This window comes from Paraburkholderia caffeinilytica, from assembly GCF_051027425.1.
Taxonomy (GTDB): Bacteria; Pseudomonadota; Gammaproteobacteria; order Burkholderiales; family Burkholderiaceae; genus Paraburkholderia; species Paraburkholderia caffeinilytica_A.
On the sequence record NZ_CP186552.1, the window covers coordinates 759,759 to 784,843 of the forward strand.

At 59.9% G+C, this 25,085-nt stretch carries 23 protein-coding genes and 2 pseudogenes; 6 read left to right on the forward strand and 19 right to left on the reverse strand.

The annotated features are described in order from the left end of the window. Positions 1 to 2: 2 nt before the first annotated feature. A complete protein-coding gene (locus ACOSV0_RS03305) occupies positions 3 to 2,021 on the forward strand; it encodes a hydantoinase B/oxoprolinase family protein (RefSeq protein WP_434108708.1) in 2,019 nt (672 codons plus the stop codon). 60 nt (positions 2,022 to 2,081) lie between these two features. Here ACOSV0_RS03305 and ACOSV0_RS03310 read toward each other — a convergent pair whose 3' ends face one another. The 14 genes and pseudogenes from ACOSV0_RS03310 to ACOSV0_RS03375 form a co-directional block, all read right to left on the reverse strand. After that, positions 2,082 to 3,317, reverse strand: coding sequence for a porin (locus ACOSV0_RS03310; RefSeq protein ID WP_434108709.1), 1,236 nt, complete (start codon positions 3,315 to 3,317; stop codon positions 2,082 to 2,084). Positions 3,318 to 3,590: 273 nt separating this feature from the next. After that, positions 3,591 to 4,493 (reverse strand): 4-hydroxy-tetrahydrodipicolinate synthase, encoded by a 903-nt coding sequence (gene dapA, locus ACOSV0_RS03315; protein ID WP_434108711.1) that lies wholly within the window; start codon positions 4,491 to 4,493, stop codon positions 3,591 to 3,593. A gap of 55 nt (positions 4,494 to 4,548) precedes the next feature. Then, positions 4,549 to 5,961 (reverse strand): FAD-binding oxidoreductase, encoded by a 1,413-nt coding sequence (locus ACOSV0_RS03320; RefSeq protein WP_434108712.1) that lies wholly within the window; start codon positions 5,959 to 5,961, stop codon positions 4,549 to 4,551. Next, on the reverse strand, positions 5,958 to 7,175 hold the full coding sequence (locus ACOSV0_RS03325; RefSeq protein WP_434108713.1) for an alpha-hydroxy acid oxidase: 1,218 nt from the start codon (positions 7,173 to 7,175) through the stop codon (positions 5,958 to 5,960). The genes ACOSV0_RS03320 and ACOSV0_RS03325 overlap by 4 nt, the downstream gene beginning before the upstream one ends. Positions 7,176 to 7,221: 46 nt before the next feature. Continuing rightward, on the reverse strand, positions 7,222 to 7,434 hold the full coding sequence (locus tag ACOSV0_RS03330) for an ATP-binding cassette domain-containing protein (RefSeq protein ID WP_434110383.1): 213 nt from the start codon (positions 7,432 to 7,434) through the stop codon (positions 7,222 to 7,224). 17 nt (positions 7,435 to 7,451) lie between these two features. Further along, positions 7,452 to 8,543 carry an ABC transporter substrate-binding protein gene (locus ACOSV0_RS03335; protein WP_434108714.1) on the reverse strand — a complete coding sequence of 364 codons (1,092 nt, stop codon included), beginning with the start codon at positions 8,541 to 8,543 and terminating at the stop codon, positions 7,452 to 7,454. Positions 8,544 to 8,799: 256 nt separating this feature from the next. Beyond that, on the reverse strand, positions 8,800 to 9,705 hold the full coding sequence (locus ACOSV0_RS03340) for a LysR family transcriptional regulator (protein WP_434108716.1): 906 nt from the start codon (positions 9,703 to 9,705) through the stop codon (positions 8,800 to 8,802). Positions 9,706 to 9,982: 277 nt separating this feature from the next. Further along, entirely contained in the window at positions 9,983 to 10,279 is a 297-nt protein-coding gene (locus tag ACOSV0_RS03345) for a 4Fe-4S dicluster domain-containing protein (RefSeq protein ID WP_434108717.1), read from the reverse strand. Positions 10,280 to 10,281: 2 nt separating this feature from the next. Further along, positions 10,282 to 10,590 (reverse strand): hypothetical protein, encoded by a 309-nt coding sequence (locus tag ACOSV0_RS03350; protein ID WP_434108718.1) that lies wholly within the window; start codon positions 10,588 to 10,590, stop codon positions 10,282 to 10,284. A 48-nt stretch (positions 10,591 to 10,638) separates the two neighbouring features. Next, a pseudogene (locus tag ACOSV0_RS03355) lies at positions 10,639 to 10,713 on the reverse strand (RNA polymerase subunit sigma-24); the annotation flags it as partial. A gap of 253 nt (positions 10,714 to 10,966) precedes the next feature. After that, positions 10,967 to 11,371, reverse strand: coding sequence for a DUF2471 domain-containing protein (locus ACOSV0_RS03360; RefSeq protein WP_434108720.1), 405 nt, complete (start codon positions 11,369 to 11,371; stop codon positions 10,967 to 10,969). A 38-nt stretch (positions 11,372 to 11,409) separates the two neighbouring features. Beyond that, positions 11,410 to 11,691 (reverse strand): hypothetical protein, encoded by a 282-nt coding sequence (locus ACOSV0_RS03365; protein ID WP_434108722.1) that lies wholly within the window; start codon positions 11,689 to 11,691, stop codon positions 11,410 to 11,412. An 82-nt stretch (positions 11,692 to 11,773) separates the two neighbouring features. After that, complete coding sequence (locus ACOSV0_RS03370; protein ID WP_434108723.1) at positions 11,774 to 13,072, reverse strand: MFS transporter; 1,299 nt, start codon at positions 13,070 to 13,072, stop codon at positions 11,774 to 11,776. 75 nt (positions 13,073 to 13,147) lie between these two features. Further along, entirely contained in the window at positions 13,148 to 14,548 is a 1,401-nt protein-coding gene (locus ACOSV0_RS03375; RefSeq protein WP_434108725.1) for a M20 family metallopeptidase, read from the reverse strand. Between the two features lie 143 nt (positions 14,549 to 14,691). Between ACOSV0_RS03375 and ACOSV0_RS03380 the strand changes: the two genes are divergently transcribed. Beyond that, complete coding sequence (locus ACOSV0_RS03380; protein ID WP_434108726.1) at positions 14,692 to 15,597, forward strand: LysR family transcriptional regulator; 906 nt, start codon at positions 14,692 to 14,694, stop codon at positions 15,595 to 15,597. 26 nt (positions 15,598 to 15,623) lie between these two features. Here the strand turns inward: ACOSV0_RS03380 and ACOSV0_RS03385 are convergent, their stop codons facing one another. Together ACOSV0_RS03385 and ACOSV0_RS03390 are read right to left on the reverse strand one after the other, a co-directional pair. Next, positions 15,624 to 16,097, reverse strand: a complete 474-nt coding sequence (locus tag ACOSV0_RS03385; RefSeq protein WP_434108728.1) for a hypothetical protein — start codon at positions 16,095 to 16,097, stop codon at positions 15,624 to 15,626. A gap of 130 nt (positions 16,098 to 16,227) precedes the next feature. Beyond that, positions 16,228 to 17,244: a 1-aminocyclopropane-1-carboxylate deaminase gene (locus ACOSV0_RS03390; RefSeq protein ID WP_434108729.1), complete on the reverse strand. Its 1,017-nt coding sequence runs from the start codon at positions 17,242 to 17,244 to the stop codon at positions 16,228 to 16,230. A 200-nt stretch (positions 17,245 to 17,444) separates the two neighbouring features. Between ACOSV0_RS03390 and ACOSV0_RS03395 the strand changes: the two are divergent. Further along, positions 17,445 to 17,579 (forward strand): annotated as a pseudogene (locus ACOSV0_RS03395) (winged helix-turn-helix transcriptional regulator); the annotation flags it as partial. A gap of 21 nt (positions 17,580 to 17,600) precedes the next feature. On the opposite strand, the gene ACOSV0_RS03400 reads toward ACOSV0_RS03395, so the two are convergent. Continuing rightward, entirely contained in the window at positions 17,601 to 19,181 is a 1,581-nt protein-coding gene (locus ACOSV0_RS03400; protein ID WP_434108731.1) for a methyl-accepting chemotaxis protein, read from the reverse strand. An 830-nt stretch (positions 19,182 to 20,011) separates the two neighbouring features. Between ACOSV0_RS03400 and groES the strand changes: the two genes are divergently transcribed. Further along, positions 20,012 to 20,302 (forward strand): co-chaperone GroES, encoded by a 291-nt coding sequence (gene groES, locus ACOSV0_RS03405; protein WP_025496518.1) that lies wholly within the window; start codon positions 20,012 to 20,014, stop codon positions 20,300 to 20,302. A gap of 52 nt (positions 20,303 to 20,354) precedes the next feature. Next, positions 20,355 to 21,995, forward strand: a complete 1,641-nt coding sequence (gene groL, locus ACOSV0_RS03410) for a chaperonin GroEL (RefSeq protein WP_434108732.1) — start codon at positions 20,355 to 20,357, stop codon at positions 21,993 to 21,995. A gap of 148 nt (positions 21,996 to 22,143) precedes the next feature. On the opposite strand, the gene ACOSV0_RS03415 is transcribed toward groL, so the two are convergent. After that, positions 22,144 to 23,358: a chondroitin 4-O-sulfotransferase gene (locus ACOSV0_RS03415; RefSeq protein ID WP_434108734.1), complete on the reverse strand. Its 1,215-nt coding sequence runs from the start codon at positions 23,356 to 23,358 to the stop codon at positions 22,144 to 22,146. 337 nt (positions 23,359 to 23,695) lie between these two features. Beyond that, positions 23,696 to 24,556, reverse strand: coding sequence for a hydroxymethylpyrimidine/phosphomethylpyrimidine kinase (locus ACOSV0_RS03420; protein ID WP_434108735.1), 861 nt, complete (start codon positions 24,554 to 24,556; stop codon positions 23,696 to 23,698). Between the two features lie 299 nt (positions 24,557 to 24,855). Here ACOSV0_RS03420 and ACOSV0_RS03425 point away from each other — a divergent pair, with 299 nt between their 5' ends. Continuing rightward, positions 24,856 to 25,026: a rubredoxin gene (locus tag ACOSV0_RS03425; RefSeq protein ID WP_006047743.1), complete on the forward strand. Its 171-nt coding sequence runs from the start codon at positions 24,856 to 24,858 to the stop codon at positions 25,024 to 25,026. Positions 25,027 to 25,085: the final 59 nt, after the last annotated feature.

Here is a 25,085-nt window from a genome sequence, read left to right on the forward strand (position 1 = left end):
TCATGAAATTCGACAAGTCGGAACTGCAGATCTTTGCGAATTACTGCGTGGCGGCGGCCGAGAGCATGGCCTACACGCTCGTGCGCACCGCGCATTCGACCTTCGTGAAGGAAACGGAAGACTTCTCCTGCGCGCTTGCGAGCGTTGACGGGCTTACGTTTGCATCGCCGCGAACCTTCGGTGCGACGTGGTACGTCGGCCTCGACTATGGCCCCGTGATCCGTTCGCTCACGGACTATCAGCCGGGCGACGTCTGCATGACGAACGACCCGTATAGCGGTTTTGTCGCAACTCACACGCCGGACGTCGTGATGTGGAAGCCGGTCTTCTACGAGGGCGAAATCATCTGTTTCGTGGCCGGGCATATTCACAACACGGACATGGGCGGCGCGGTGCCCGCGTCGTTGTCGCGTACGCTAACCGAGATCCACCAGGAAGGCATCCGTTTCCCGCCGACCAGGATTGTGGATAAGGGCGAACTCAATGAAACCTTGCTGTCGTGGATGATGTGCAATGTACGTGCGCCGGAGCAGAACATCGGCGACATGAAAGCGCAGATTGCGTGTCTGACGACTGGCGAGCGCCGCGTGCTCGAGATTGTCGAACGCTTCGGCGTCGACGCATTCAAGGCGGGCATCGGTCAATTGCTCGATTACTCCGAAAGCCAGTCGCGCGCGGTCGCGAAGACGATTCCCGACGGCCGGTATTTTTTTGCGGAGTACGTGGATGAAGATGCCGTCGGCGGCAAGCCGATGCGTATTGCGCTGACGCTGACCGTCGATGACGGCTTGCTGCAATTCGACTTCTCCGGCAGCGATCCGCAACTGACATCGTCGCTCAATGTGCCGACGGGCGGTCATCCGCGTCACGCGCTGCTACTGGTCGGCCTCAACTACGTGCTCTATTCGCTCAATCCCGAGATTTTCCTCAATGCCGGGATGCTGCGCATCGCCACGTGTGAGATGCCGGTCGGCAGCGTGTTGAATCCGGTCGAGCCCGCAGCGGTGGGTATGCGTAGTCTGACGTGCGTGGTTGTGCAGGCTGCCGTGTTCGGCGCGTTTGCGCAGGCGTTGCCGGATCGGATGCCCGCATGTCCTGCGTCGAGCGTCTGTCTGCTGAACGTGAAGACGACCGACACATCCGGCCGCACGATTATGGCGTCGATCGGCCCGGTGGGCGGCGGCGCGGGTGGCTCGTCCGCGGGCGACGGCTCGGACGCGTCCGGCGCGAACATGGCGTTCCTGCGCAACACGCCGGTCGAGATCAATGAAGCTGAAGTACCGATCCGCATTCAGGAATATGGACTCGTCGCCGATAGCGGCGGCGCGGGCCAATATCGTGGCGGTCTCGCGATCGTGATGGAATTCAAGGTATTCGCCCCGAACACGCTTGTCACCGCGCGCAATCGTGACCGCACACTGTTCGGTTCGTGGGGCATCAAAGGGGGGCGCGCGGGACGTACGTCGCTGTTCGTGCGCAATCCGCGTACGGCGGATCAGGATATCCTCGGCAATACGGACCTTGTCGCTTGTCAGCCGGGCGATGTAATCCGTCTCGAAGGCAACGGCGGTGGCGGTTATGGTGCGCCGTTCCGGCGCACGGTCGAAGCCGTCGAACGCGATGTGCGACGCGGCTATGTGTCTCGGCAGGAAGCGCGCGAACGCTATGGGGTCGTGTATGAAGACGGTCGCGTGAATGCAGCAGCGACCGCCGCGTTGCGCGCCGACATGGCGGAAGGACCGGTTGAAGCGAATGCATTCTTCGATTACGGCCCGAACCGCTCCGCGCACGAAGCCGTGTGGACGAGGGAGCGTTATGTGGCGCTTTGCCAGTGTCTCGAAACGGTGTCGGTAGGTTGGCGCTTTTTCCTCAAGCATCAGATGTTCGATCGCCTCGCAGAGCGGATTGCAGAAGGTGAACCGATCGACGGTGTGCAGATCGTGTTCGATCTGTTTGCCGAACTGAAAGCGCAATTTCCGGCGCTGGCCGCTCAACAGGCGCGAATCAAACAGGTGGCATGATCCCGCCAGTCAGGAATGGCGGCACGGTCGGAAGACCATGTCGCCAGTTTGTCTGGATGTTTAGAACCTGTGACGCAGGCCGAGTCGCACAGCGATCTGATGATTGTTCGACGAAGGTGTCTGTCCGGCGATCGCGGCAACTGCCGGCTGATTCAGCGAATCCGTACCGGACGCACGCTGATACACGACGATGCCGTACACGTCGGTGCGCTTGGTCAAAAAGTAATCGAGACCCGCCGATGCCTGGTGATATAGCGCGCCTGAGCGGCCGTCCGAACCCGATACGTGCGTGTAGTCGTAAGCGACACCGCCGAGCAGCGACGGCGTAAAGCGATACGACACATTGGCTTCGGCGCTATTGAACGTGGCAGTGCCGGTGTAGCCGTACGGATCGGGGCCGGAATTCGCGGTATCGCCGAGATGCTTGAACTGGGTGTTCGAGTAGTTCACGCCGAAGGTCGCGGCGCCAACCGTGTACGAGCCTCCTGCTGCGATGATCTGCAGCGTGCGCGCGGATGCATATCCTGCATAGGCCGGATAGGACTGCGCCGAAGTCGCCGAGCCGGCCGAGCCGAGATTGTTGCTAGTGAGCGCCGTGCCCGCTGACGGGTTGGTGCCGTAGAACGAGTAGTTCGGATTGCGCGCATTGAGGTACGCCGCGCCGAGCGAAACCGGTCCACGCGCAAACGAACCACCAATCGAGTACACGGCGCGCTCGCTTACGCTGCCGGTGACGCCGCCGAGACTATATGTGCCGCCAAGCGTGAAACCCGCGATAGTCGGACTCGTGTAGCGCACCGTGTTGTTGATGCGACGCGTGTTGCCGAGATTGTCGACGTCACCGGGATGGAAGCCCATGTAGCCGGCCCACACGGCGCCCGACGCGTACGGCTGCACGAAGTTGACGAGCGAGTCGTACTGGCGGCCGAGGGTCAACATGCCGTACTGGGTGCTTTTCAGACCCAGCCATGCCTGACGTCCGAATTCGGCGCCGCCCTGGCCGAGCGTGCCGTTATTGATCGAAAAGCCGTTCTCGAGTTGGAAAACTGCCGAGAGGCCGCCGCCCAGATCTTCGACGCCGCGCAGACCCCAGCGTGAGCCGCTGATACCGCCGGCGCCGCCGTCCTGCATCGTGTACTGGGAATGACCTGCAAGCGCGCCGTTGCTGCGGCCGGTTTGAGCGTTGTTGACGTAGTTGATGCCAACATCGATGACGCCGAAAAGCGTCACGCTGCTTTGCGCATGGGCCGCATAGCTGAAGCAGGCAAGTGTCGCGGCGAGGAGAGGAGTGGTCATCTGTATTTTCATTGCGTTTCCATTTGTTGAAGTGGTTCGGAGGGACGGCTGGGGACGGCGCTGTGTGGTTTCTCTCGCCGTTTTTTACGAGCGGTAAAAATCACACATAAAAAGTACAACTAAATAAATATGACAAAAGACCAACTGATCTTCACGATGGAAGACCAGTCAGAGGGAGCGCGATGAAAGTCTGTCGCCTGACGCGTTGTTTGACGTCAGAACGAAGCGCCGAATCTGTATTTACGTGTGTTTATCGAAGCACCAGGGAAGTACTCAAAGAAAGCGCGCTGGCAGCGCGGCAATTTCGTCGCGCAGACGTTCGACCGTGGCGGGCGACGGTGGCACGAGCGGCAGCTTCACTGGACCGACTGGATGTCCCATCAGTTCGAAGGCCTTTTTTACCGGACCCGGATTCGCTTCGCAGAACAGTGCGTCGAGCAACGACGCCAGTTGCCGATGCTCGGCCATTGCGGTCGCAATGTCGCCGTTGACCGTGCACGCGTGAATGCGTGCCCAGGCTTTCGGCAGCAGGCTCGCGGAAGTCAGGATGCCGCCGGTGCCGCCAAGCAGTAGATGATGAACGTACAACAGATCGTCGCCACTCATCACGGCGATGTTCTGACCCGCCGCGGCAACCGTGTGAGCGAACACGTTGAGGTCCGTATTGCACGCTTTCATGCCGATGATGCTGCCGTCTTCCTTGCCCATTGCTGCGATCGTCTCGACCGGTGTCGCATAGCGTGTACGTGCCGGAATGTCGTAAAGCAACAGCGGTACGCCAACTGCGTCGCGATAGCGCGAGAAGTACGCGCGCAAGCCCGCGTCGGTGGGCGTCGCATAGAACGGCGTGATCAGCAGAATGCCGTCCACCCCTGCATCGACGAATGCCTGTCCCGCGCTCAGTGCTTCATCGTAGCCGGGTGATATGACGCCCGCCACGACCGGCACACGTCCACGCGTGGCGTCGACGGTTGTTTTAACAACCTGCGTGCGAGCCGCCGGCGACAACGCTGTGTATTCCCCGGTACCGCCGGCCGGCACAATTCCCGAGGCGCCGCCCGCGATGATTGTTTCCACCATCTCGTGCACGCGTTCGGTGTCGATATCGCCGCTCGCCGTGAAGGGGGTCGGAAACGCAGGGAAGAGTCCCGTCAGTGCGGATCGCTCAAGTGTCATGGCTGAAATCCTGTGATGAAGTCTGTCGCGTGCCGGTGTATGGTGCGCGCTGGAATCAAAGGAGCTTGCCGGGGTTCATCCGGCCTTGCGGATCGAGTGCGTGTTTAACGGCCTTCATCAGATCCAGTTCAACGTCGCTCTTGTAGTGCGTGAGTTCGATGCGATGTGCGCGTCCAATGCCATGCTCGGCGCTGATGCTGCCGCCGAACGCGACCGCCGTGTCGTTTACGATCTTGCCGATGTCGTCGATTCGGGCGTCGGCGTCGGGCACGTCGGTCCACACCTGATGTGGAAACAGCACGATCGAATGGATGTTGCCGTCGCCGACGTGCCCGACATATAGAAAGCGCGCACCGTCAACGAGGCCTGCTTCGAGTAGGCGCGTTTCGGTTTCGGCGAGACACTGGGGAATCTGCGAGATCGGCAGCGAGATATCGTGCGTGACACTGGTGCCGAAGCGTACGTTCGCCTCCGACACGACATGGCGGATGTGCCACAGTGCGGCAGCTTGCGCTTCGCTCGAGGGCAGCGCCGCATCGAGTGCAAGACCGTCTTCGAGCGCGCCGCCGATCACCGATTCCAGCATCGCTTGCAGCGGCGCATCGCTGCCGGAGTCGGCAAGCTCAATCAGAAGCACCCACGGCGACTTGCCGTCGAGTGGATCACGCGTGTCCGGTACCTCTGCATAGACCACATCGAGCTGGCTGCGCGACATCAGTTCGAATGACGTTAGAGCATCGCCGCATGCGCTGCGGCAGCGTTCGAGCAGGGCGACCGCGGCGTTGGCCGAGTCGATCGCGACCCAGGCGCATGCCCGCGATCGCAAGGGGGGGGACAGTTTTAGCACGGCCGCCGTGACGACACCGAGCGTGCCTTCCGCGCCGATGAACATCTGTTTCATGTCGTAGCCGGTGTTGTCCTTACGCAAGCCGCGCAGCCCATTCCAGATACGGCCGTCGGGCAGCACGACTTCGAGCCCGAGCACGAGCGAGCGCATGCTGCCGTAACGCAGCACGGCGGTGCCACCCGCGTTCGTTGCGATGTTGCCGCCGATCTGGCACGAACCTTCGCTCGCGAGCGACAGCGGGAACAGGCGATCCACCGACGCCGCTACGTCCTGAATCTGCGTGAGCGTGCAGCCGGCCTCGACGGTCATGGTGTAGTTGCCGGTGTCGATCTCGCGGATCTTCGCCATACGGGTCAGATTCAGCACGACCGCATCTCCGGCTTCGGACGGCGTTGCACCGCCGACCAAACCGGTATTGCCGCCCTGCGGCACGACCGACACGCTGTGTTCGGCGCATAGTTTCAGCACGGCGGCGACTTCGCCGGTGCTGGCCGGTCTGACGATTGCGCGTGTCTTGCCGTGAAAACGGCCGCGCCAGTCGGTGAGGTACGGCTCACTGTCTTCGGGAGGGACGACGCCAGCCGGGCCGACGATGTCGCGCAGCAAATCGATGAAGTTCATAGGGATGCGAGCTTGCGGGTAGCGGTAATGGGCGCGGAGCTGACCGGCGAAACCTCGGCGATCCGTTCTCCGACGGTATCGAGGCCGGTGCAGCCGAGCAGGGTCAAGGTGGTGATCATTTCATCGTGGAGCAATGACAGCACGTGGGACGCGCCGGCGCTGCCGCGCGCCGCGAGTCCGTACAGCGGCGCACGGCCGAGCAGCACCGCGCGGGCGCCGAGTGCGACCGCCTTCAACACGTCCGCGCCGCGCCGTACGCCGCCGTCTACGTACACGTCGAGCGATCTGCCGATCGCCTCGACGACCGGCGCCAGCATCTCCAGCGGTGCGAGCGCGCTTTCGAGTTGACGTCCACCGTGATTCGACAGCACGATGCCATCCGCGCCGTGCTGATGGGCGAGGCGCGCGTCGGCGACGGTCTGGATGCCTTTGACGAGCAGCGGGCCTTGCCAGTGCCTGCGAAGCCACGCGAGGTCGCGCCACGTCAGCGTGAGGTCCATCTGTCGCGCGAGGGCGGTTGCCTGGCGCTCGAGATTCGGCGATTCGCCGAGACTGCGTGCAAGATTCGTCAGTTGCGGCGACCCGTGCAGTGCAATCTGCATCGCCCAATGCGGATGCCGCAACAGATCGAGCAGGAGCTTCGCCGTGATCGGCAGGGGCAGGCGGTAGCCGTTATGAATGTCATGATCGCGTTTGCCGTGCACCGGCGTGTCGACCGTGACGAGCAACGTCGTGTAACCCGCTTCCGACGCACGCCGCATCATGCTCTCCGCGATGCGCCGGTCCTTCTGGATATAGAGCTGCATCCACAGTTCGCCTTTTGGCGCGGCTGCGCGCACATCTTCGAGCAACGACGTCGAAGCGCTCGACAGCGCGAACGGGACACCCGCTCGCGCGGCAGCGGCGGCGAGCAGTTCGTCGCCCTTGGGCCAGAACAGACCGTTGAGCCCGGTCGGACCGACGACCATCGGTGCGGCCGACGTGAACGCGCCCAGTTGCGTTGCTGCCGACACCGACGAGACGTCGCACATTACGCGCGGTGCGAAAAACACCCTGGTGTAGGCGGTGGTGTTGCGCGCGAGCGTGCGTCCGTCTTCCGCGCCACCGTCGAGATAGTCGAAGGCGATTCTGGGCAAACGCCGTCGTGCGGCGTCGCGGTAATCCTCGACACTGGCAAGGCCACGCGTCGAAAGGAATCGTTCGGCGATGCTCATGCCGCTTCCCATTTGATGCGGTTCACGGTGCCTATGATAACGACGCTCAGCACAGACAGGCACGCCGATACCGCCGCGATGTGAGGCCCGAGATCAGGCCGGGCAAGGTCGTCTTGCCCGAGCCCGACGGTCCCGGCAACGTCAGGAACTCACCGGTCCTGACCGGCAGGCTGGTGGGATGCAGAGCGACGAAATCGCCGGAGCGCTTCTCGATTTGCCGGACTTCGAGCCAGATCGGCGCGTTCGTGGATGGGTCCATATCGCCTCGCGTACGGGTCAACTGAGAATCCAGTCGTTGAATCGCTCGATGGCGGCGTCCTGATGTGCCGGCCAGTATGACGGTTCGATGCGTACGCCGCGGCGCAGGTTGTCGGGAAACGTGGGCAGATTCTTCGCGCGGGCCGCGTCGATGAACTTGAATGCGTCCGGATGCGTCGGTCCGACAGCGAGCGTGCTTGCCACTTCGGCCTGACGTTTCGGGTCCGCGCAGAACGCGACAAAGCGACGGCACGCATCGACGTTATCGCCTCCCTTCAGGATACCGAAAGCCTGCGGGCCGTAAACGTGTCCGTTCCACGAAACCGCGAGCGGTGCGCCCGACTCGATGGCTGGCAGTACGCGTGCAAGCCACGTGGACGCGAGCGCGACTTCGCCCGATTGCAGCAGTTGCTCGCATTGCGCGCCGCTGGTCCACCAGATATCGACGTTCGGCTTGATCTTGTCGAGGCTCCTGAAGGCTTTGTCGAGATCGCACGGATAGACACCGCCCGGTGTTACGCCGGACGCCATCAGCGCTTCCTCGATGGTGTCGAACGGAAACTTGCGCAGCGCGCGGCGGCCGGGGAAACCCTTCACGTCCCAGAAGTCCTGCCACGAGGACGGCGACGCGTTGCCTTTGCGCACGTCGGTGCGATAGGTCATCAGTGTCGTGTAGACGTTATGGCCTACCGCGTACGGATCGATGAACTGCGCCGGAATCTTGCTGACGGCAGCGTCCTTCGACAATTGATGGGGTTCGAGATACGGCTTCTGTCCGCGCGACAGGAAATAGATCGCGGGAAAGCTCAGTTCCGCCATGTCCCATGTTTTCGATCCGGTTTCGACGATGCTCCGCACCTGCGCGGTCGGCTCGGCATTCGACGCAACCCCCACGACTTCGATACCGGTTGCCGCCTGGAACGGTTTGTACAGCGCGCGCGTATAGACGTCGGTATAGACCCCGCCGGAGTCGCGCACGACGACGCGTTTCGAGGCCGCTTTTGACGACGTCCAGATCGCGGGCATCACAAGCCCGGTGACGGAGACCACGCTCGCGCGGATGAAATCGCGGCGCGGCGGATGAGGGATTTTCTTCGGATCGTGTGCCATGTAGACCCCGGTGACTACAGGTAGAACGATGCGGCATCACCCGGATCAGGGACATGCAGCGGCTGGATTTCGTTTCTTGCGTCGCGCTGGAGCGCGCATGACCGGCTACGGGAAATAGTCGATCTACAGGGTATGAAGCGCAAAGCGAAATAAAAACACTACATGATGCGATTTCGTCATGATTCGGTGCAGCATGGCAAGGGCAACCCGGTACCGGGTTGCCCTTGCCATGCCCACAACACATTCACCCCCGCCGTCAGGCTGTTTCCGCGCTATACGCGCTTGCCTGTTCGAGCAGCCACGTCCGGAAAAGCGCCAGCGGTTTGCCATGGCTCAGTTCGGTGGGATAGACCAGGTAATACGCGGAATCGACCGTGGTGGCGGTATCGAAGGGGATCACAAGGCCGAACTGCTTCAACTGATTGGCGACAAAGAATTTCGGCACCAGTGCGATGCCGAGCCCTGCCGCCGCAGCGCTGATCAACATGCTGTGCAGTTCGTAGCGCACGCCCTGCATGGTGCTGCTGTCCTCGACGCCGAGACTCGAAAACCAGTGTGCCCAACCGTCTGGACGCGTGGTGGAGTGCAGCAATGGATAGGCGAGCAGTTCGTGCGCTTTCGCGATGGGCTTGTCGAGCAGCGACGGCGCGCAGACCGGCACCACTTCTTCGCCGAACAGATAGTCCCACGACGTGCCCGGCCAGGTGGGCTTGCCGTAATGGATCGCGGCTTCGAAGTGAGATTCCTCGAACGAAAAGGTGTCGGTTCGCACGCCCATGTTCACGCGCACATCCGGCGTGCGGTCGTAGAAGTTTTTCAGGCGTGGGATGAGCCATTGCGACGCGAACGTGGGCAATACAGCCAGTTCCAGATAGCCGCCCCCGCCGCCGTGCGCGATGATCGACAGCGTGTCGCGATCCAGATGTTCAAGCGAGCGGCGTACCTGCGTTCCGTAGATGCGGCCGGCTCGCGTGAGCACGACGCGCTGCTTCGCGCGTACGAATAGATGCACGCCGAGATTGGCTTCGAGCGTTGCGATCTGGCGCGACACCGCGCTCTCAGTCAGGAAGAGTTCTTTTGCCGCGTGCGTGAAACTTTCGTGGCGGGCGGCGGCTTCGAACGCGAGCAACGCGCCCATATTAGGTATCTTGAACTTGCGCATCTTGATTCCAGGCACTCATCAAGTAGCAATTTAATCGCGCATGGCGTGTGAGGCAATGATTAAAATAATGCATGTGTGCCGGAGGCGATTCAGCTTTGCCCGTGATGGGCGAGCGTAACGTGGCGCGGTGGCGCGGCGTTCTTGACTTGAGTGTCCAGCGAATATCGTTTGCGTCCCGCGAGCAGGCTATTGTCGGGACCGGCATGGGATATGGCGTTATCCGATCGATAACGCCGACGACTGCGCGGTCCCTCCGCCCCTTGCAGACCCTCGCACGCTAGATTGATCTGGTCAGCTTGATCGCGTGTTCAGGGCAGGCTTCCACGCATAGACCGCAAGACCGGCAGGCTTCCGCGTTAGGCGTATAGGCGACTTTCAATCCATGCACGCGTAGCTTGAAGCGATGCAACGCGCCGAGGTTGCGATAATCGGCCTCGTCAATGCGTCGGATTTCGAACACGTTCTCGGGGCAAACCTCCAGACAATCCCCCTTACCTTCACACCGGCGCAGGTCGACGATAGGTACGATCACGCCCGGCTCCTGCTTGCAAACAACGGTCGACTTCTCGCGCATGTTCAGTCTCCCGCACGCTGGGTGGAGCGCGCGAGGCATGCCGTCTGGAAACTCTCCCGCTCCTCGGGCGTCATGGCTTCCCACTTGCGCCAGTGGCGCCGTTTGTGCCAGCCGCCGTGTCTGCGAAATCCGCCGAACAGCATGCGACTCAAAACGAGTAAGCCAAGCGCGTGCAGAAAGTCGATCGAACGGGCGCCGGCGAATGCCGCAGGAATGACCCAGTTCCACACCGTCATGACGGCCCATCCGAACACGGCTATCGCGATCACGATAAACACTGCTTTGCCAATACGTCTGCTTCGGTAATTCATTCACCGACTCCGTTAACGATGCGGTTGCGAGCGATACGAAACAGCCACGCGTTCACGCGCAACCGTCACGGCGATGTCGCTGTCGCGTTCGGTCATCGTGTCCGGTGTGGGTGGCGGTTCCATGTGCCTGAAGACGGTTCAGGAACGCAAATATTGTGGCCAGCTCGAAATTTCGTGTCGAAATCGCTGACGAGTCGCCGCGCGTACAGCGGTTGCGGCGATTCGCAGGAGGCAGTGAAGTCAGATTGCCGTTTCTCAACGGTGTTGCCTGAAAATCCAGGCGGGGAGGGCGCTGTTGATGTTCACGCAGAAACGACTGGCCGCTGGCTTATATGCGCGTTCAAAAATATAACGGTCAACGGTCGATATCGGCGCATTAGTCCTGAGTGGCCACGTCGGTCGCGTCGGCCTGTACCAGTGCGCGCACGAGCAGATACACGGCGGGCAAGTTGTCGTCGTCACGACGCCAGTCGACGGGTTCGTCGAGATCCATCCCGGACAAACGACTGTCGCCAAATCGGACAAACGTCGAGCGAATTGTCTCGCTGTGCTTCGCGCAGAAGCCCCGATTCTCAAAGACCTGTTCGTCGATTGTCAGCAGCGTGCGCCAGGTCGGCAACTGCGCGCTACTTGAGTAGCGGCGACGGCCATTGGCGAGATAACGACCTGCGACCGTGGCAATGATCTGCTGGAGATCGAGCGACGCACTGCGGAGTGCGCGTTCGAGGGCGACAGGGTTGATGTCGTGGACATCCCTATCAGGAGCGGCGTTTTTATCCATATTGTTATCTTCCTGAAGACTCGCGGTCACTCGCAGCATCAAAGTTGCTGCTTCAACAACGCCTGGTTTCGCTGCGCCAGCAACTGGCGGATCTGGGCGAGATAGTTATCGCCGACCGTGCAGTCTTCAACAGGCCGGCTTTGCTGGCGAGGCGTTGGCGGACGTACGCCGAGATACCGGCATACCGCAGACACGTACGGTTTGCCGTTGCCTCCCAGATGCCGCGCGGCAGCAGCCACGCGCACGTCGCCGACATGCTTGCGCAACCACGCAAGCGTTTCGCGATCACCGTCGTTCAAGATGCGGATGAGCTGGTTCATGACCGATCCTGTATATAAGAACAGTACTGTAAATTTATACAGTATTTTGCCAGGATGCAAGTCAATTCTCAGGATGTTGGCTTTAGCGCAACCGCAACGCGGTTTTGCATTTCCACAAGGCCGCCAGACTCAGTACACCGAGAAATGCCAGATAAAAGGCAGGTGAAAGCTTGTTGCCGGTGAGTTGGATCAGGGAATCGACTATCAACGGCGCGAACCCGCCGAAGATTGTCACACCGATGTTGTAGCTGACCGCCATGCCGGTAGCGCGTGTTTCTTTCGGAAAGGCGTCCGCCATCAACGCGGGCAACGCGCCAAAATAGACGGCTTTCAGCAGACCGACCCACGCCATCATTGCCATTAACGCGCCCAGGCTCGGATGACGGATCAATGCGTCGAACACCGGGTAGATCGACAGCGTGAAGATCACGCCAGAGACCGCCATCAAGCGAATTCGGCCTATCCGATCGGAGAGGAGACCGACGAACGGCGGTACGAGCATCAGAATTGCGCCCGTCAACACCGTCGCGGTGAATCCGAAGGTCGCGGGCATATGGAGTTGCTTGACCGCGTAGGTGGGAATATAAAGAATCACGTAGCTCGTGCCAGTCGACACGGCCAGCACGCCGATCGAGAGCAGCATGCGCAGTTTCTGCTGCGCCAGAACAGTTCTGACAGGCGTACGCGCGATAGGCGATTTGTCCGGCCTATGAAGGTTATGCTCTTCCTTCATCTGTTTGCGAAGGTACAGTCCGATTGGCCCGATCAGGATTCCAAAGAAAAACGGAACGCGCCAGCCCCATGATTCCATGGATGGCGTGTCCAGGGTGCTGGTCAGCACCGCGCCGAACGCTGCGGCCAGCAGATAGCTGAGTCCCTGGCTCGCGAACTGGAAGCTCGCCATAAAACCGCTTCTGTGCGGCGCCTGCTCAACCAGAAAGGCGGTCGTACTTCCAAACTCGCCTCCAGCGGAAAAACCCTGCAGCAACCGGGCAACAAGCACGGCGATAGGTGCAATCACGCCGATTGACGCGTATCCCGGCATGACGGCGATCGTGAGTGTGCCGATCATCATCATCATGATCGATACCAGCATCGACGCTTTCCGGCCGTGCCGGTCGGCATATGAGCCAAGTGCCAGAGCACCAATTGGCCGCACAAGATAGGAAATGCCGAACGTGCCGAGCGTGACCAGCAGCGATAGTGCGGGACTGGATGCCGGAAAGAACGTCTTCGCAATGGTCGTCGCAAAGAATCCATAGATCAGGATATCGAACCATTCCAGAGCGTTTCCGATGGTCGCGGCAAAGATGGTTAGATAGAACCGGGTCTTCGTCGGTTGAGAAAGAAGGCTGGGGCTCACGCTTGCGGGTGTATCCATGACATGCTCCATAAAGAGAAATCGATTTGCCCGTTTAACGGCACAAATTCAGACCAGTCCGTCAATCCCTTACTGTCATGGCCTCCGGGCGAGAATGTCGGCGCCGTCCTCGCCGAGATCCCAAAACAGGCCAGCCATAATTTGCAGAGCCTCGCGGGCAACGCTGCCGAGCAGATGTTCGTTGGGGGCATGTTGGCAGCAAGCGCCGTACGAATGGGGAATCCAAAGCGTTGGTAAGCCGAGGACATCGGCAAACGCGCTGTTGGGTATCGTGCCGCCGAGGTTCGGCAGCAGGTCCACCTTCTTGCCGGTTGTCGCCTGAATTGAATCGAGCGCCCAGTTGACCCACGCGTCATCGGGAGATAGACGTGTCGCGGCCATGCGGTCGCCGACTTCGACGGACACGCAGTTGAAGCCGCGTTCATCCAGATGGCGGCGCAGGATCGCCTCGATGTCGTCGCACTGCGTGCCGACCACATAGCGAAGCTGGCAATGGGCACGCGCTGCGGATGGAATGGCGCCTACCGGATGGGCTGGATCGCCAGTCGTGAACGCCAGCACTTCGAGCGCGTTCCAGCCATAAACCCGTTCAGACGGAGTCAGTGCGATTTCTCCCCAGTCCGCATCCACAACGGGGTCGCCCGGACCGCCGCCCACGGCAATGTCGCGCAACGAGTTGCGCACCGCCTCCGGTATGGACTGCGGGCGCAATGCGTCGACCAGGATCGTGCCGCGGGCATCGACCAACGTCGACAGCGCATTGGCGAGCACGGTGCCGGGATTGCGCAGCAGGCCACCCCAATTGCCCGAGTGATGCGCACCCTCGCGCAGTTGCAGCGAGAGTGTGAAGTTGACGAGACCCCGCGAGCCAAGAAAAACGCACGGCCGGTCCGCTCGTGCCCTTGGACCATCCGACGCGATGAGCAGATCAGAGGCCAGCGCGTCACGGTAGCGCTCGCAGAACTGGTCCAGTCCTGGGGAGCCGGTTTCCTCACCGGATTCCATGAGCAACTTGACGTTAAACCCGAGCTTGCCGGCACGTGCGTGCAGAACCTCTTTCAGCGCGGCGAGGTTGATCGAATGCTGTCCTTTGTTGTCCGCAGTGCCGCGCCCGTACAAACGGTCGCCTTTCACCGTCACGCACCACGGCGAAATCCCGGGCTCCCAGTGATCATCCTGGCCTCTGACTACATCCGCGTGCCCATAGAGCAGGACGGTAGGCAGCGAGGGATCTTCAATACGGGTGGCAAGCAGCAGTGGACCGCCGCCGTCGACGGGATTGGCGAGCACCGTGCCGCTGAAGCCGAGCGGTTCGATACGCGGCAGTATCTCAGCCTGCAAATATTCATGGAGAACCGGCATGCCTGAGGGCCGCTGACTTTCGGTGCGCATGCGAACCCGGCGATCCAGGTCTGCGAGAAATCTTCCCGAATCGAAACAGGAGGCGGCGTTGCCGATGCATTTACTGCGTGTCATGATGGATCTCCGGTTTTCGGCTCTAGGCTTCCGCTTGACGAAGAGCAGCGTATGAAGCCAAAACTCGCATCACAATTGACTTATTCGCAGGGTCCCGTTTCTTAATTTTCAAGTGCGCCACAACCATCATGATCAGCACACCTTTGCGCTACTTTCTGTCCGTCGCCAACACGCGTTCGCTTGCGGAGGCGTCCGAACAAATGCATGTCACCATTTCCGCACTTAGCCGTCAGATCGCAAGGCTCGAGGAGGAAGTCGGGAGCAAGCTGTTCGACCGGCAGCCGCGCGGAATGGTGCTCAATCCGGCGGGGCGGTTGCTTGCGAACTACGTGCGCAGAACTTTGCTGGAAGAGGAGCAAGTGCTGGACGAAATCCATGCGCTCTACACATTCGATCGAAGCGTGATCAAGATTGCCGCGTCGGAAGCATTCGCACGCGACGTGGTGCCGCGAACTATCACGTCGTTTTCCAGGCAGTCTCCCGGAACGCGTTTCGAAGTCTCGGTCGTCGCACCAAAAGAAGTGACGTTGCTCGTCGGCAGCGGGAAAGTGGACCTTGGTCTCACCTTCAGCGTTACTCAGGACGAGGACATCGTCGTCCTGCATTCCAGGCATGCGCCTATCCATGCGCTCATGCCGCGTTCTCATGCCCTTGCTGACAAGGCACGCGTATCCCTTGCCGACCTTCATCCACTTCCGATTGCACTGCCGGACCAGGACACTACGATCCGGCAGATTTTTGAAATGACATCGATTCTGGAAGGCCTGAGATTCGATCCGATATTGACCTGCAATAACACCGGCATGCTGTACGTATTTACCCAATTGGCCGGCGCCGTTTCGCTGACGAGCCTCCTGACCGTGAAGGCTCGCCTGGAAATGGACGGACTGGTTGCAATTCCAGTCGATCATCCGGCCATGCAACTGCGCAGTGTCCAGTTGCAATCGCTGCGCGGCAGATTCCTGTCAGGCGCGCTCGAAACATTCAGCACGATGCTTGTCGAGGAGCTTGAGAACGCCTCGGGTGGAGAAGTCAGCGCTTCGCAGTGAACCTGCTGGTCACACGCACGATGTAGTCAATAACCGGTCGCCACGTTGCACTGAACGACTGCGCGGAGAACAGCCAGGACTCGCTCGATCCCGAACCGGACTGCCGACGCCTCGTCCGAATCGATTCGATAATGCGTGTGCAGGACAGGCTGCCCGTGAACACCGCCGAGCCAATCCAGCTCTTCCGGCGCACTGGACCACAGCAACAGTTGTACGGCACGGGATAACTGTCGCATCGATTTTGCGGCATCCCCCGTTACCTTGGCCCCGGAGAATGTTTCGCGTTCGCTGGATTCGATCCATTCTCGATGCAGAGATACGGGCTCCGGAATTCGCAGCATCGAGACCTGAGATACGGCGGCGAAACGCTGCGCCAGCGCATGAGCAACCGGAACCGGAATGCTCCGGTCGACGACGATGCACAGTTGCGTGAATTCCGAAGCCCGCAGTATCCAATCCCAATTCGCGCTCGACATATCATGCGAATCCAGGCTACCCATTGCACCCTCCGGAAAGGTCAACGTCTCTTCAAATTCAAAACACCTGACAGGCTAGAGGCGATCAACAATAGGCCGATCAGCAGACTCACGTTCATCGCTTCGTGAAGCCGACTGAAGCCGGCCGGATGGATCAACCGTTGCGGAACAGGAAGCTGTATCCGTTCAACGCCGGCACGCCGCCGAGATGCGCATACAGCACTTTCGAACCCTCGGGAAATTCGCCGTTGCGCACCATCTGGATCATGCCGTCCATCGACTTGCCCTCGTAGACCGGATCGGTCAGCATCCCCTCAAGCTTCGCGCAAAGACGAATCGCTTCCAGCGTGCTCTCGCTCGGCAGTCCATACTCAGGGCCGCCAAAACGTGTGTCGAGAATCACATCGTCTTGTGTGATGTCCTGTCCCAAGTCGACCAGTTCCGCTGTTTTCTTCGCGATGCGGGTAATCTGTTCGTGCGTCTGCGCCGGTTTCGCCGATGCGTCGATGCCGATCACCCGGCGTGCGCGTCCGTCGGCCGCGAAGCCGACCACCATGCCCGCCTGAGTGCTGCCCGTCACCGCACACACAACGATGTAGTCGAATTTGAAACCGAGTTCGGCTTCCTGCTGCCGAACTTCTTCGGCAAATCCAACGAATCCGAGTCCGCCCAGCGGATGCTCGGAACAACCGGCCGGAATCGGAAACGGTTTGCCGCCCGCTTGACGTACGCTTTCCATCGCGTCTTCCCAGCTCTTGCGAATACCGATGTCGAAACCGTCTGCCACGAGGCGAACGTCGGCGCCCATGATGCGCGACATCTGGATGTTGCCGACGCGGTCATACACGGCGTCCGAGTAATTGACCCAGTTCTCCTGCACCAGCACACACTTCATGCCGAGATGCGCCGCTACGGCGGCGACCTGGCGGGTCTGATTCGACTGGATCCCGCCGATTGATACCAAGGTGTCGCAACCCTGCGCGAGCGCCTCAGGAATCAGATATTCAAGCTTGCGAGTCTTATTGCCGCCGAAAGCAAGCCCGCTATTGCAGTCCTCGCGCTTTGCATACAGCTCGACTTTGCCACCAAGATGCGCACTTAGCCGCTTCAGGGGATGAATGGGCGTGGGACCAAAGGTAAGTGAGTAGCGAGGGAAGCGTTTCAGATTCATGGTTCAAATCCTCAGTAGTTCGTTGACTTCTGCTCGGCGTTTCAACAAGGGCAAGTGGGTGCTGTACGCCGAAGTGCTGAGTCAAATTGTAGAGAATTTGATGCGAAATCCGATTGCGAAGAAAATATCCAATACTTACTTTAAGGCATATTGTTTGGGCGTTGATGTCTGAAAATTTTGTGTGAATACAAAATTACGCAATAAAAGAATCCACGAACCCGTACCACTCACGCACCCTGACCAACCGTGTCGATCGCACGATGCTCCGGCAGCTCCAGAAGGAGGCGTCGATCGCGAATGTGTCGCTCGCCGCGAAGGTCAATCTCAGCGCGCCGGAGACGGCCGGCGCATTTCCCTCAACCCAGCGACGTGGCAAGACCTGCGCCGCTGCCGAGCTTGAAGATCGAGACGACTTGCACCAGTTCGTGGGACTGGTTGCGCAGGCTGTTGGCTGCGGCGGTCATTTGTTCCACCAGCGCGGCGTTTTGCTGGGTGGCCTCGTCCATCTGGGTCACCGCCTCGCCGACCTGGGCCACGCCGAGGGATTGTTCGTTGCTGGCGGCACTGATCTCACCCATGGTGTCGGTGACGCGGCGGATGGAGCGGACGACTTCGGTCATCGTGAGGCCGGCTTGCTCGACCTGGGCCGAACCCTGAGCTACGCGTTCCACGCTGGCGCTGATGAGCTTTTTGATTTCCTTGGCTGCGTCGGCGGAACGTGCGGCCAGACTGCGCACTTCATTGGCCACCACCGCGAAGCCGCGGCCCTGTTCACCGGCACGGGCTGATTCCACCGCGGCGTTCAGGGCGAGGATGTTGGTCTGGAAAGCGATGCCGTCGATGACGCCAATGATGTCGGAGATTTTCCTGGAGCTGTCGTTGATACCTTTCATGGTTTCCACGACCTGATTGACGACTTCGCCACATTGAATGGCGACGTCAGATGTGTTCATGGCCAACTGGTTTGCCTGACGGGCATTGTCGGCGTTCTGGCGCACGGTGGAACTGAGCTCTTCCATGGAGGCGGCGGTTTCTTCCAGCGCGCTGGCCTGGCTTTCAGTGCGGGCGCTGAGGTCGTCGTTGCCCTGGGCGATTTCGGCACTGGCGGTCGCCACGTTTTCGGAACCGGAACGGACGTTGGAGACAACGCGCACGAGACTGGCTTGCATGTCTTTCAGGCTGTTGAGCAACTGGCCGACTTCGTCGGTGCTGCGGTTATCGATGCGTGCGGTCAAATCGCCTTCAGCGACCTGGCGGGCTACCCCGGTGGCTTTTACCAGTGGCTTGGTGATGCTGCCGGAGATCAGCCACGCACATACCACGCTCAGCAGCAGGCTGACCACACCAAGAGCGATCATCAGCGTGCGGCTGAATTCATAGTTGGCCTCAATCTGCGTGGCCACCTTGTCAATTTCCTCGCGCTGGTGCTTCACTAACGCGTCGACCTTCGCCACAAAGAGCCTGGAAGCGGGGATGAACTGTTGCTCCAGCAACTGGTTCGCCTCGTCGGCTTTGCCCGCTTTTTTAAGTGCGTAGATCTGGTCGCGGGTAGAGATAAAAATTTTGCGCTGCTCACCAATTGCGGCAAACAAGCTTTTTTCCTCGTCGGAGGTCATCAAAGCTTCTATCGACTTTTGCAACGCTCCCGACACCTTGGACGAAGCCATGGCTTCTTCCACGAAGTAACTGGCAAGGCCAGGGTCGGCGCTCTTGGCAATCGCGGTCGTGCGGGTGACGGCGGTATTGATATTGCGCGACCAGTCGTTGACAAGCCGCTCGGTCTGAATTGGATTGGCAACCAGATCGCGGGTTGCACGCGCCACAGAGGACAGGCGCGCAAGCCCTATGACGATGCTGATCATCGACATGATCAATACCAGAACAAAGCCCGCTGCCAGTCGCCTGGCGATGGGAAGGTTGGAAATAAACGTTGGCATAGTCAGTTTCTTCAGTAACTAAAGGGAAAAATACCCGTCGACAATACGGACTATCGGAGTTCGCTCACTACAGGTATACGGCTGCAAACGCCGACCGCTGAAGACACTATTTGATAAGCCATTCCTGAAGTTGAGGTGAGGATATCCTCACAAGACAGCCGCCGCGGGCGGAGTCAATCTTTGGTAATGGATGCATTGCCGGCCGAGCGTTTCCGTGGCGATGAACAAATACTTTTTCTGGGCGCAGGTGGTCGTCAGTGCGTGTGATTCCTGATCCGGCAACAGCCTGGCACACCTTGGTAATCGGAAACGGGTTGGTTGGTGTGGCCGCCGCGCACTGTCTCAACCAGACACGCAAGTCGAAACCGCAACCAGGCCGGCAAGAATCGATCCGATATGCGCTTCGTTGTGAGCAAGGTGGAGCGGACCGGCGAGTGGTATTTACGTGGCGAATCCGTTTGCCAGGGATTTCCCTGGCGCAACGATTGTCTGGATCGCCCTGCGCGCCTAGGCGGTGAGATGTGGGTTGCGAGTGAGGGGGCGCAACTCGATGTCGGCCCGTGCATATAGGTAGGCTGATGTTTTAAAAGGAAATTATTCCGATTCGCCGGCGTTCTGCTGCGGCGCGAGGCTCAGGCTTAAGCGAACCCGCTTCAAAGTTAAGCGGATCTCGACAATCTCGGCACCAAAGCAAGATCCCTTCTTGAATTTGTCACCACCCGTCCATATAATTAGCACTCGCTGCACGAGAGTGCTAACAACATCGCCGGCTGGCTCAGCCAGCCGGGTTTTCTCAGCGTTCTTCAGTCTCAATCAAGAGAGGAGTATGTATGAACCTTCGTCCTTTGCATGATCGCGTGATCGTCAAACGTCTGGATCAAGAAACCAAGACCGCGTCGGGCATCGTGATCCCCGAAGCCGCAGCAGAAAAGCCGGATCAAGGCGAAATTCTGGCAGTCGGCCCGGGCAAGCGCGACGACAAGGGTGCACAAATCGCACTCGACGTGAAAGTGGGTGACCGCGTCCTGTTCGGCAAGTACGCAGGCCAGACCGTCAAGGTCGACGGCAGCGAACTGCTCGTAATGCGTGAAGAAGACATCATGGCCGTGGTGCAGAAGTAAGCGCCGGTCGCTACTTCCCCGGTTATATCCCAAGAATTCAAGGAGTTAGAAGATGGCAGCTAAAGACGTCGTATTCGGTGATTCCGCCCGTGCCAAGATGGTTGAAGGCGTGAACATCCTCGCGAACGCTGTGAAGGTCACGCTGGGCCCGAAGGGTCGCAACGTTGTCCTGGAACGCAGCTTCGGCGGCCCGACGGTCACCAAGGATGGTGTTTCGGTCGCAAAAGAGATCGAACTGAAAGACAAGCTCCAGAACATGGGCGCGCAAATGGTCAAGGAAGTGGCTTCCAAGACCAGCGACAACGCAGGTGACGGCACCACGACCGCAACGGTTCTGGCTCAGTCGATCGTCCGCGAAGGCATGAAGTACGTTGCATCGGGCATGAACCCGATGGACCTGAAGCGCGGTATCGACAAGGCTGTGACGGCCGCTATCGAAGAACTGCGCAAGATCAGCAAGCCGTGCACGACGAACAAGGAAATCGCTCAGGTTGGCGCGATTTCGGCAAACAGCGATTCGTCGATCGGTGACCGCATCGCTGAAGCGATGGACAAGGTCGGCAAGGAAGGCGTCATCACCGTTGAAGACGGCAAGTCGCTGCAAGACGAACTGGACGTTGTCGAAGGTATGCAATTCGACCGCGGCTACCTGTCGCCGTACTTCATCAACAACCCGGACAAGCAAGTTGCCGTGCTCGACAACCCGTTCGTGCTGCTGCACGACAAGAAGGTGTCGAACATCCGTGATCTGCTGCCGGTACTGGAACAAGTCGCCAAGGCTGGCCGTCCGCTGCTGATCATCGCAGAAGACGTCGAAGGCGAAGCACTGGCTACGCTGGTTGTGAACAACATCCGCGGCATCCTGAAGACCGTTGCTGTCAAGGCTCCGGGCTTCGGCGATCGTCGTAAGGCCATGCTGGAAGACATCGCTGTCCTGACGGGCGGTCAAGTCATCGCCGAAGAAACCGGCCTGACGCTCGAAAAGGCAACGCTGGCTGAACTGGGCCAGGCGAAGCGTATCGAAGTGGGCAAGGAAAACACGACGATCATCGACGGCGCTGGCGAAGCTGCAACGATCGAAGCGCGCGTCAAGCAAGTGCGCACGCAAATCGAAGAAGCAACGTCGGACTACGACCGTGAAAAGCTGCAAGAGCGCGTGGCCAAGCTGGCCGGCGGCGTTGCAGTGATCAAGGTCGGCGCTGCGACCGAAGTCGAAATGAAGGAAAAGAAGGCACGTGTCGAAGACGCACTGCACGCAACGCGCGCAGCTGTGGAAGAAGGCATCGTTGCTGGCGGCGGCGTCGCACTGATCCGTGCACGTACGGCAATCGCCGGCCTGAAGGGCGCTAACGCCGATCAGGACGCAGGTATCAAGATCGTTCTGCGCGCAATGGAAGAGCCGCTGCGTCAGATCGTCACGAACGGTGGCGAAGAAGCCAGCGTCGTGGTGGCAGCTGTTGCAGCCGGCACGGGCAACTACGGCTACAACGCGGCAACCGGCGAGTACGTCGACCTGGTTGACGCAGGTGTTGTGGACCCGACGAAGGTGACGCGCACGGCGCTGCAAAACGCAGCTTCGGTCGCTGGCCTGCTGTTGACCACCGACGCAGCTGTTTGCGAACTGCCGAAGGAAGATGCTCCGATGCCCGGCGGTATGCCCGGCGGCATGGGCGGCATGGGCATGGACATGTAATTTCCGATTGAGCCTCACTTGGGCCTCGTTTGAGGCTCAGTTGGAAACACATGGGGAAGTGCGCCGCGAGGTGCGCTTCCCAAAAGAAAAAACCCGCAGAAATGCGGGTTTTTTTATGAACGCTGTTTGGGGAGCACCCTGTTAGGGATCAGGCGGGGTGCCAGCCTTGCCGCCATGTTCCGCCGTTGTGCAGCGGCTCGTGAGAATGGGCGATGGTCACGTGAAAGCCATCCAGAGCCTCGTTCGGCAAAGGAATGGAGAAACCTGCATAGGCGGTGCCGTAGCCGGCTTCGCGCACGTCAGGCCGATGTGCTCCGCTCCACCCTGTGGCCACGACCTCGTCCCCCACGCGGACCTCGATGAGCACTTTTTCCTCGGGGTGATGCAGATTGACCGCCCAACCCGATACGACACCGTCGCGAACGGCATCGACAAACCCGTCATGCATGTCGAACGGATCCGCCTGGCGGCCCTGCTCGAACGCTATGTATTCTTCGATTGGCCGCAGATCAAATTCGGCAATGACGTTTCGTACCTTGGCCAGGTATTCCGCCTCAAAGCCGAATATGGTCGACGCGTGAAGATACGGATTCTCGAGCTTGTTGATCTCGGCCTGTACGCTACGCACCAATTCTATGGCTTTGAGGAAAGAGCCCTCGGCAGCCTGGGCCTCGCATTCGAGGTTCTTCTTGACTTCATTGAATAAAGCGTAATCGAGCTGATTTTCTTCTATAAATTTTTGTCGCGCCCACTCACTCAGTTTGGGCCTCTCTCGCGATGAATTGTCGGTCTTATTCGTCTCAATATAAAAAGGCAGCTTTAAGTCTGTCTTTCCACATAAGCGCAGCAAGAAACCGCTCATGTCGTCGCATGTGCCTGCCACCTTGATGTGCCGGCGAAGGTTGAATTGGGCGGTCTCAAGGCTGCTTGCGTCTACGGTGGGGTGGCCGCTGAGCATATGAACGAAGAGATTCCGGCCGCCATAGGATTCGCTGACCCACTCATCCAGTGAAATTTCACCGCAGCCCGCGAGTGCCTCGACCGCGGAAAGACTGGCGCCGCGGCCGACTTCCCCATTTTTGCCATTGACCGCATACCAATAGTGCGACATTTGCCGGGCAAGCGGATCGCGCAAGATCGTGCAGTAGGTCAGCGGCGCCTTCAGGCCGCGATGGATGCCGTAAATTTGATGCCCACCACCAACCCCCGATTCCCAAAGTTTGGCCCGGCTGCTATCCCAATTATTATCCTTTTCCCATACGAAATTGACGAATTGGTCCTTTCCTTTATTTAAATCAAAAAAAGAGATGACCGTGGATCCTCCACTTTTCGGTGGATGGATAAAGAAGATCGGCGGACGCATGGATTTAATATACCTAATGATGGAATGACCATCCTACTTCCATGGCGGCGATGCTTCAGTAACATTTAATTACGACCGTAATATGTCGGCGTGCGATTCGCAGGGGGTAATGATGTATTCCGCATTGGAACATCGATGTCCCTTGCGTCGGTCGGCTCGTGCGAAGACGGCATCGGCCAGTTGCGCGAAGGCGCGCAGCAGTTGAGATAGCCGGGTTGAACGGCAGACAGGAAGGTTGGAGCGCGCGGCCTTGCCTGCAGGCAAGGCCGGTCAACGCGATTGGGCGAGCAGTTTCTGGGCGGAGCGTGAAGAGGTAGCGCCGCAGCCGGTCAAACCGTCAATGCCGTGCTTCGCCCGGCGCCGCATCCTTGCCGGCCGTGGGTGGCGTTTCGTCGTCGCTGCTGCGGGCCCAGAAGAAGCGGTCCGGCAGATACGCACCCATGCCTGGCCGGAATGCGTTGCGCATTGCCTGATACAGATACTCCTGCGCCTCGCGCACGGCTTCCGCCGGCTCCTGGCCGTTGGCCAGCAACGCGGCGATCGCGGCGCCGAGGGTATCCGTGATGCCCATGACCCGGTGACTGCCACGGTCCCACATATCCTGGCGCAGCTGGCCGTCTTCGCTGAACAACGTGTTGACGAGCCGGTGCGTGCCGGTTTCCGTCGACAGGATGTACTCGCAGCCTTGCGACAGCAGATGCGAGATCGCTGCATCGAGGCTCGGCGCTTCGGCGTCGCCGTCCGGCTGGGCGAGGGCGAGCAGGGTGGCCGAATCGGCGACCAGCAAGGTGGTTTGCGGCGCCAGCAGGTCGGCGATCGCTTCGCGCAGTTCGTCGGCGGCGAGCACGTGTTCGTCGTCGAGCGTGAAGTCGGGGGCGAGGATCAGCGGGATGTCGTCGTAATCGGCGACGACCTCCGCAATGGCGCTCACGACTTCCGCGCGCGTGCAGGCGCCGACCTTGAACGCGGCGATCGGCATGTCTTCGAGCAGCATCCGGGCCTGGGTTGCAACCACGTCAGGGTCGAGCCCGGTGACTTCGTCGCAGCTTGCCGAGTCGCGCACGGTATAGCCCGTGAGCACGGAAACACCATGGCAGCCCATGCTGGCAAGGGTCATCAGGTCGGCTTGCAGTCCGGAGCCACCGGTGGGATCGGAAAGGCCGAAGGTGAGGACGATCGGAGGTGTGTCGCTGGGCATGAAAATTTACAAAAGGAGCTGTATTTAGGCGCAGAGAGTGCGCAATCGACTCAATTATGCGGCCTAAACCGTTGTGAAGGCGGTTTTTCGCATTCTTTGGCATCTTGTCGCAAGCAGGAGCCAGGTAAGCGGCTGCCGGGCTGCCGCACGATGCCGCCGGCACGGAGCAAACCGACGCAAACCTCTAGCCCAGGGCCGCCGCACACTGCGATTGGGCGTTTCTGATTGCTAGGCATTGGGGCGGCAACACGGTACCATCATGGCTCCCGTTTCCACGGACTCTACGACGCGACACAAGAATGGAATATCAAAGCTGGATGTGCCTGATTTGCGGCTGGATTTACGACGAAGAAGCCGGTTTGCCGGACGAAGGCATTGCGCCGGGCACCCGCTGGGAGGACGTTCCCATTAACTGGACCTGCCCGGAATGCGGGGCGCGCAAGGAAGACTTCGAGATGGTCCAGATCTGAGGTCCGGGGCAAGCGGCGGTGTTCAGCTGAGTGCCATGCCGCGTGACTGCGGCGCGGCG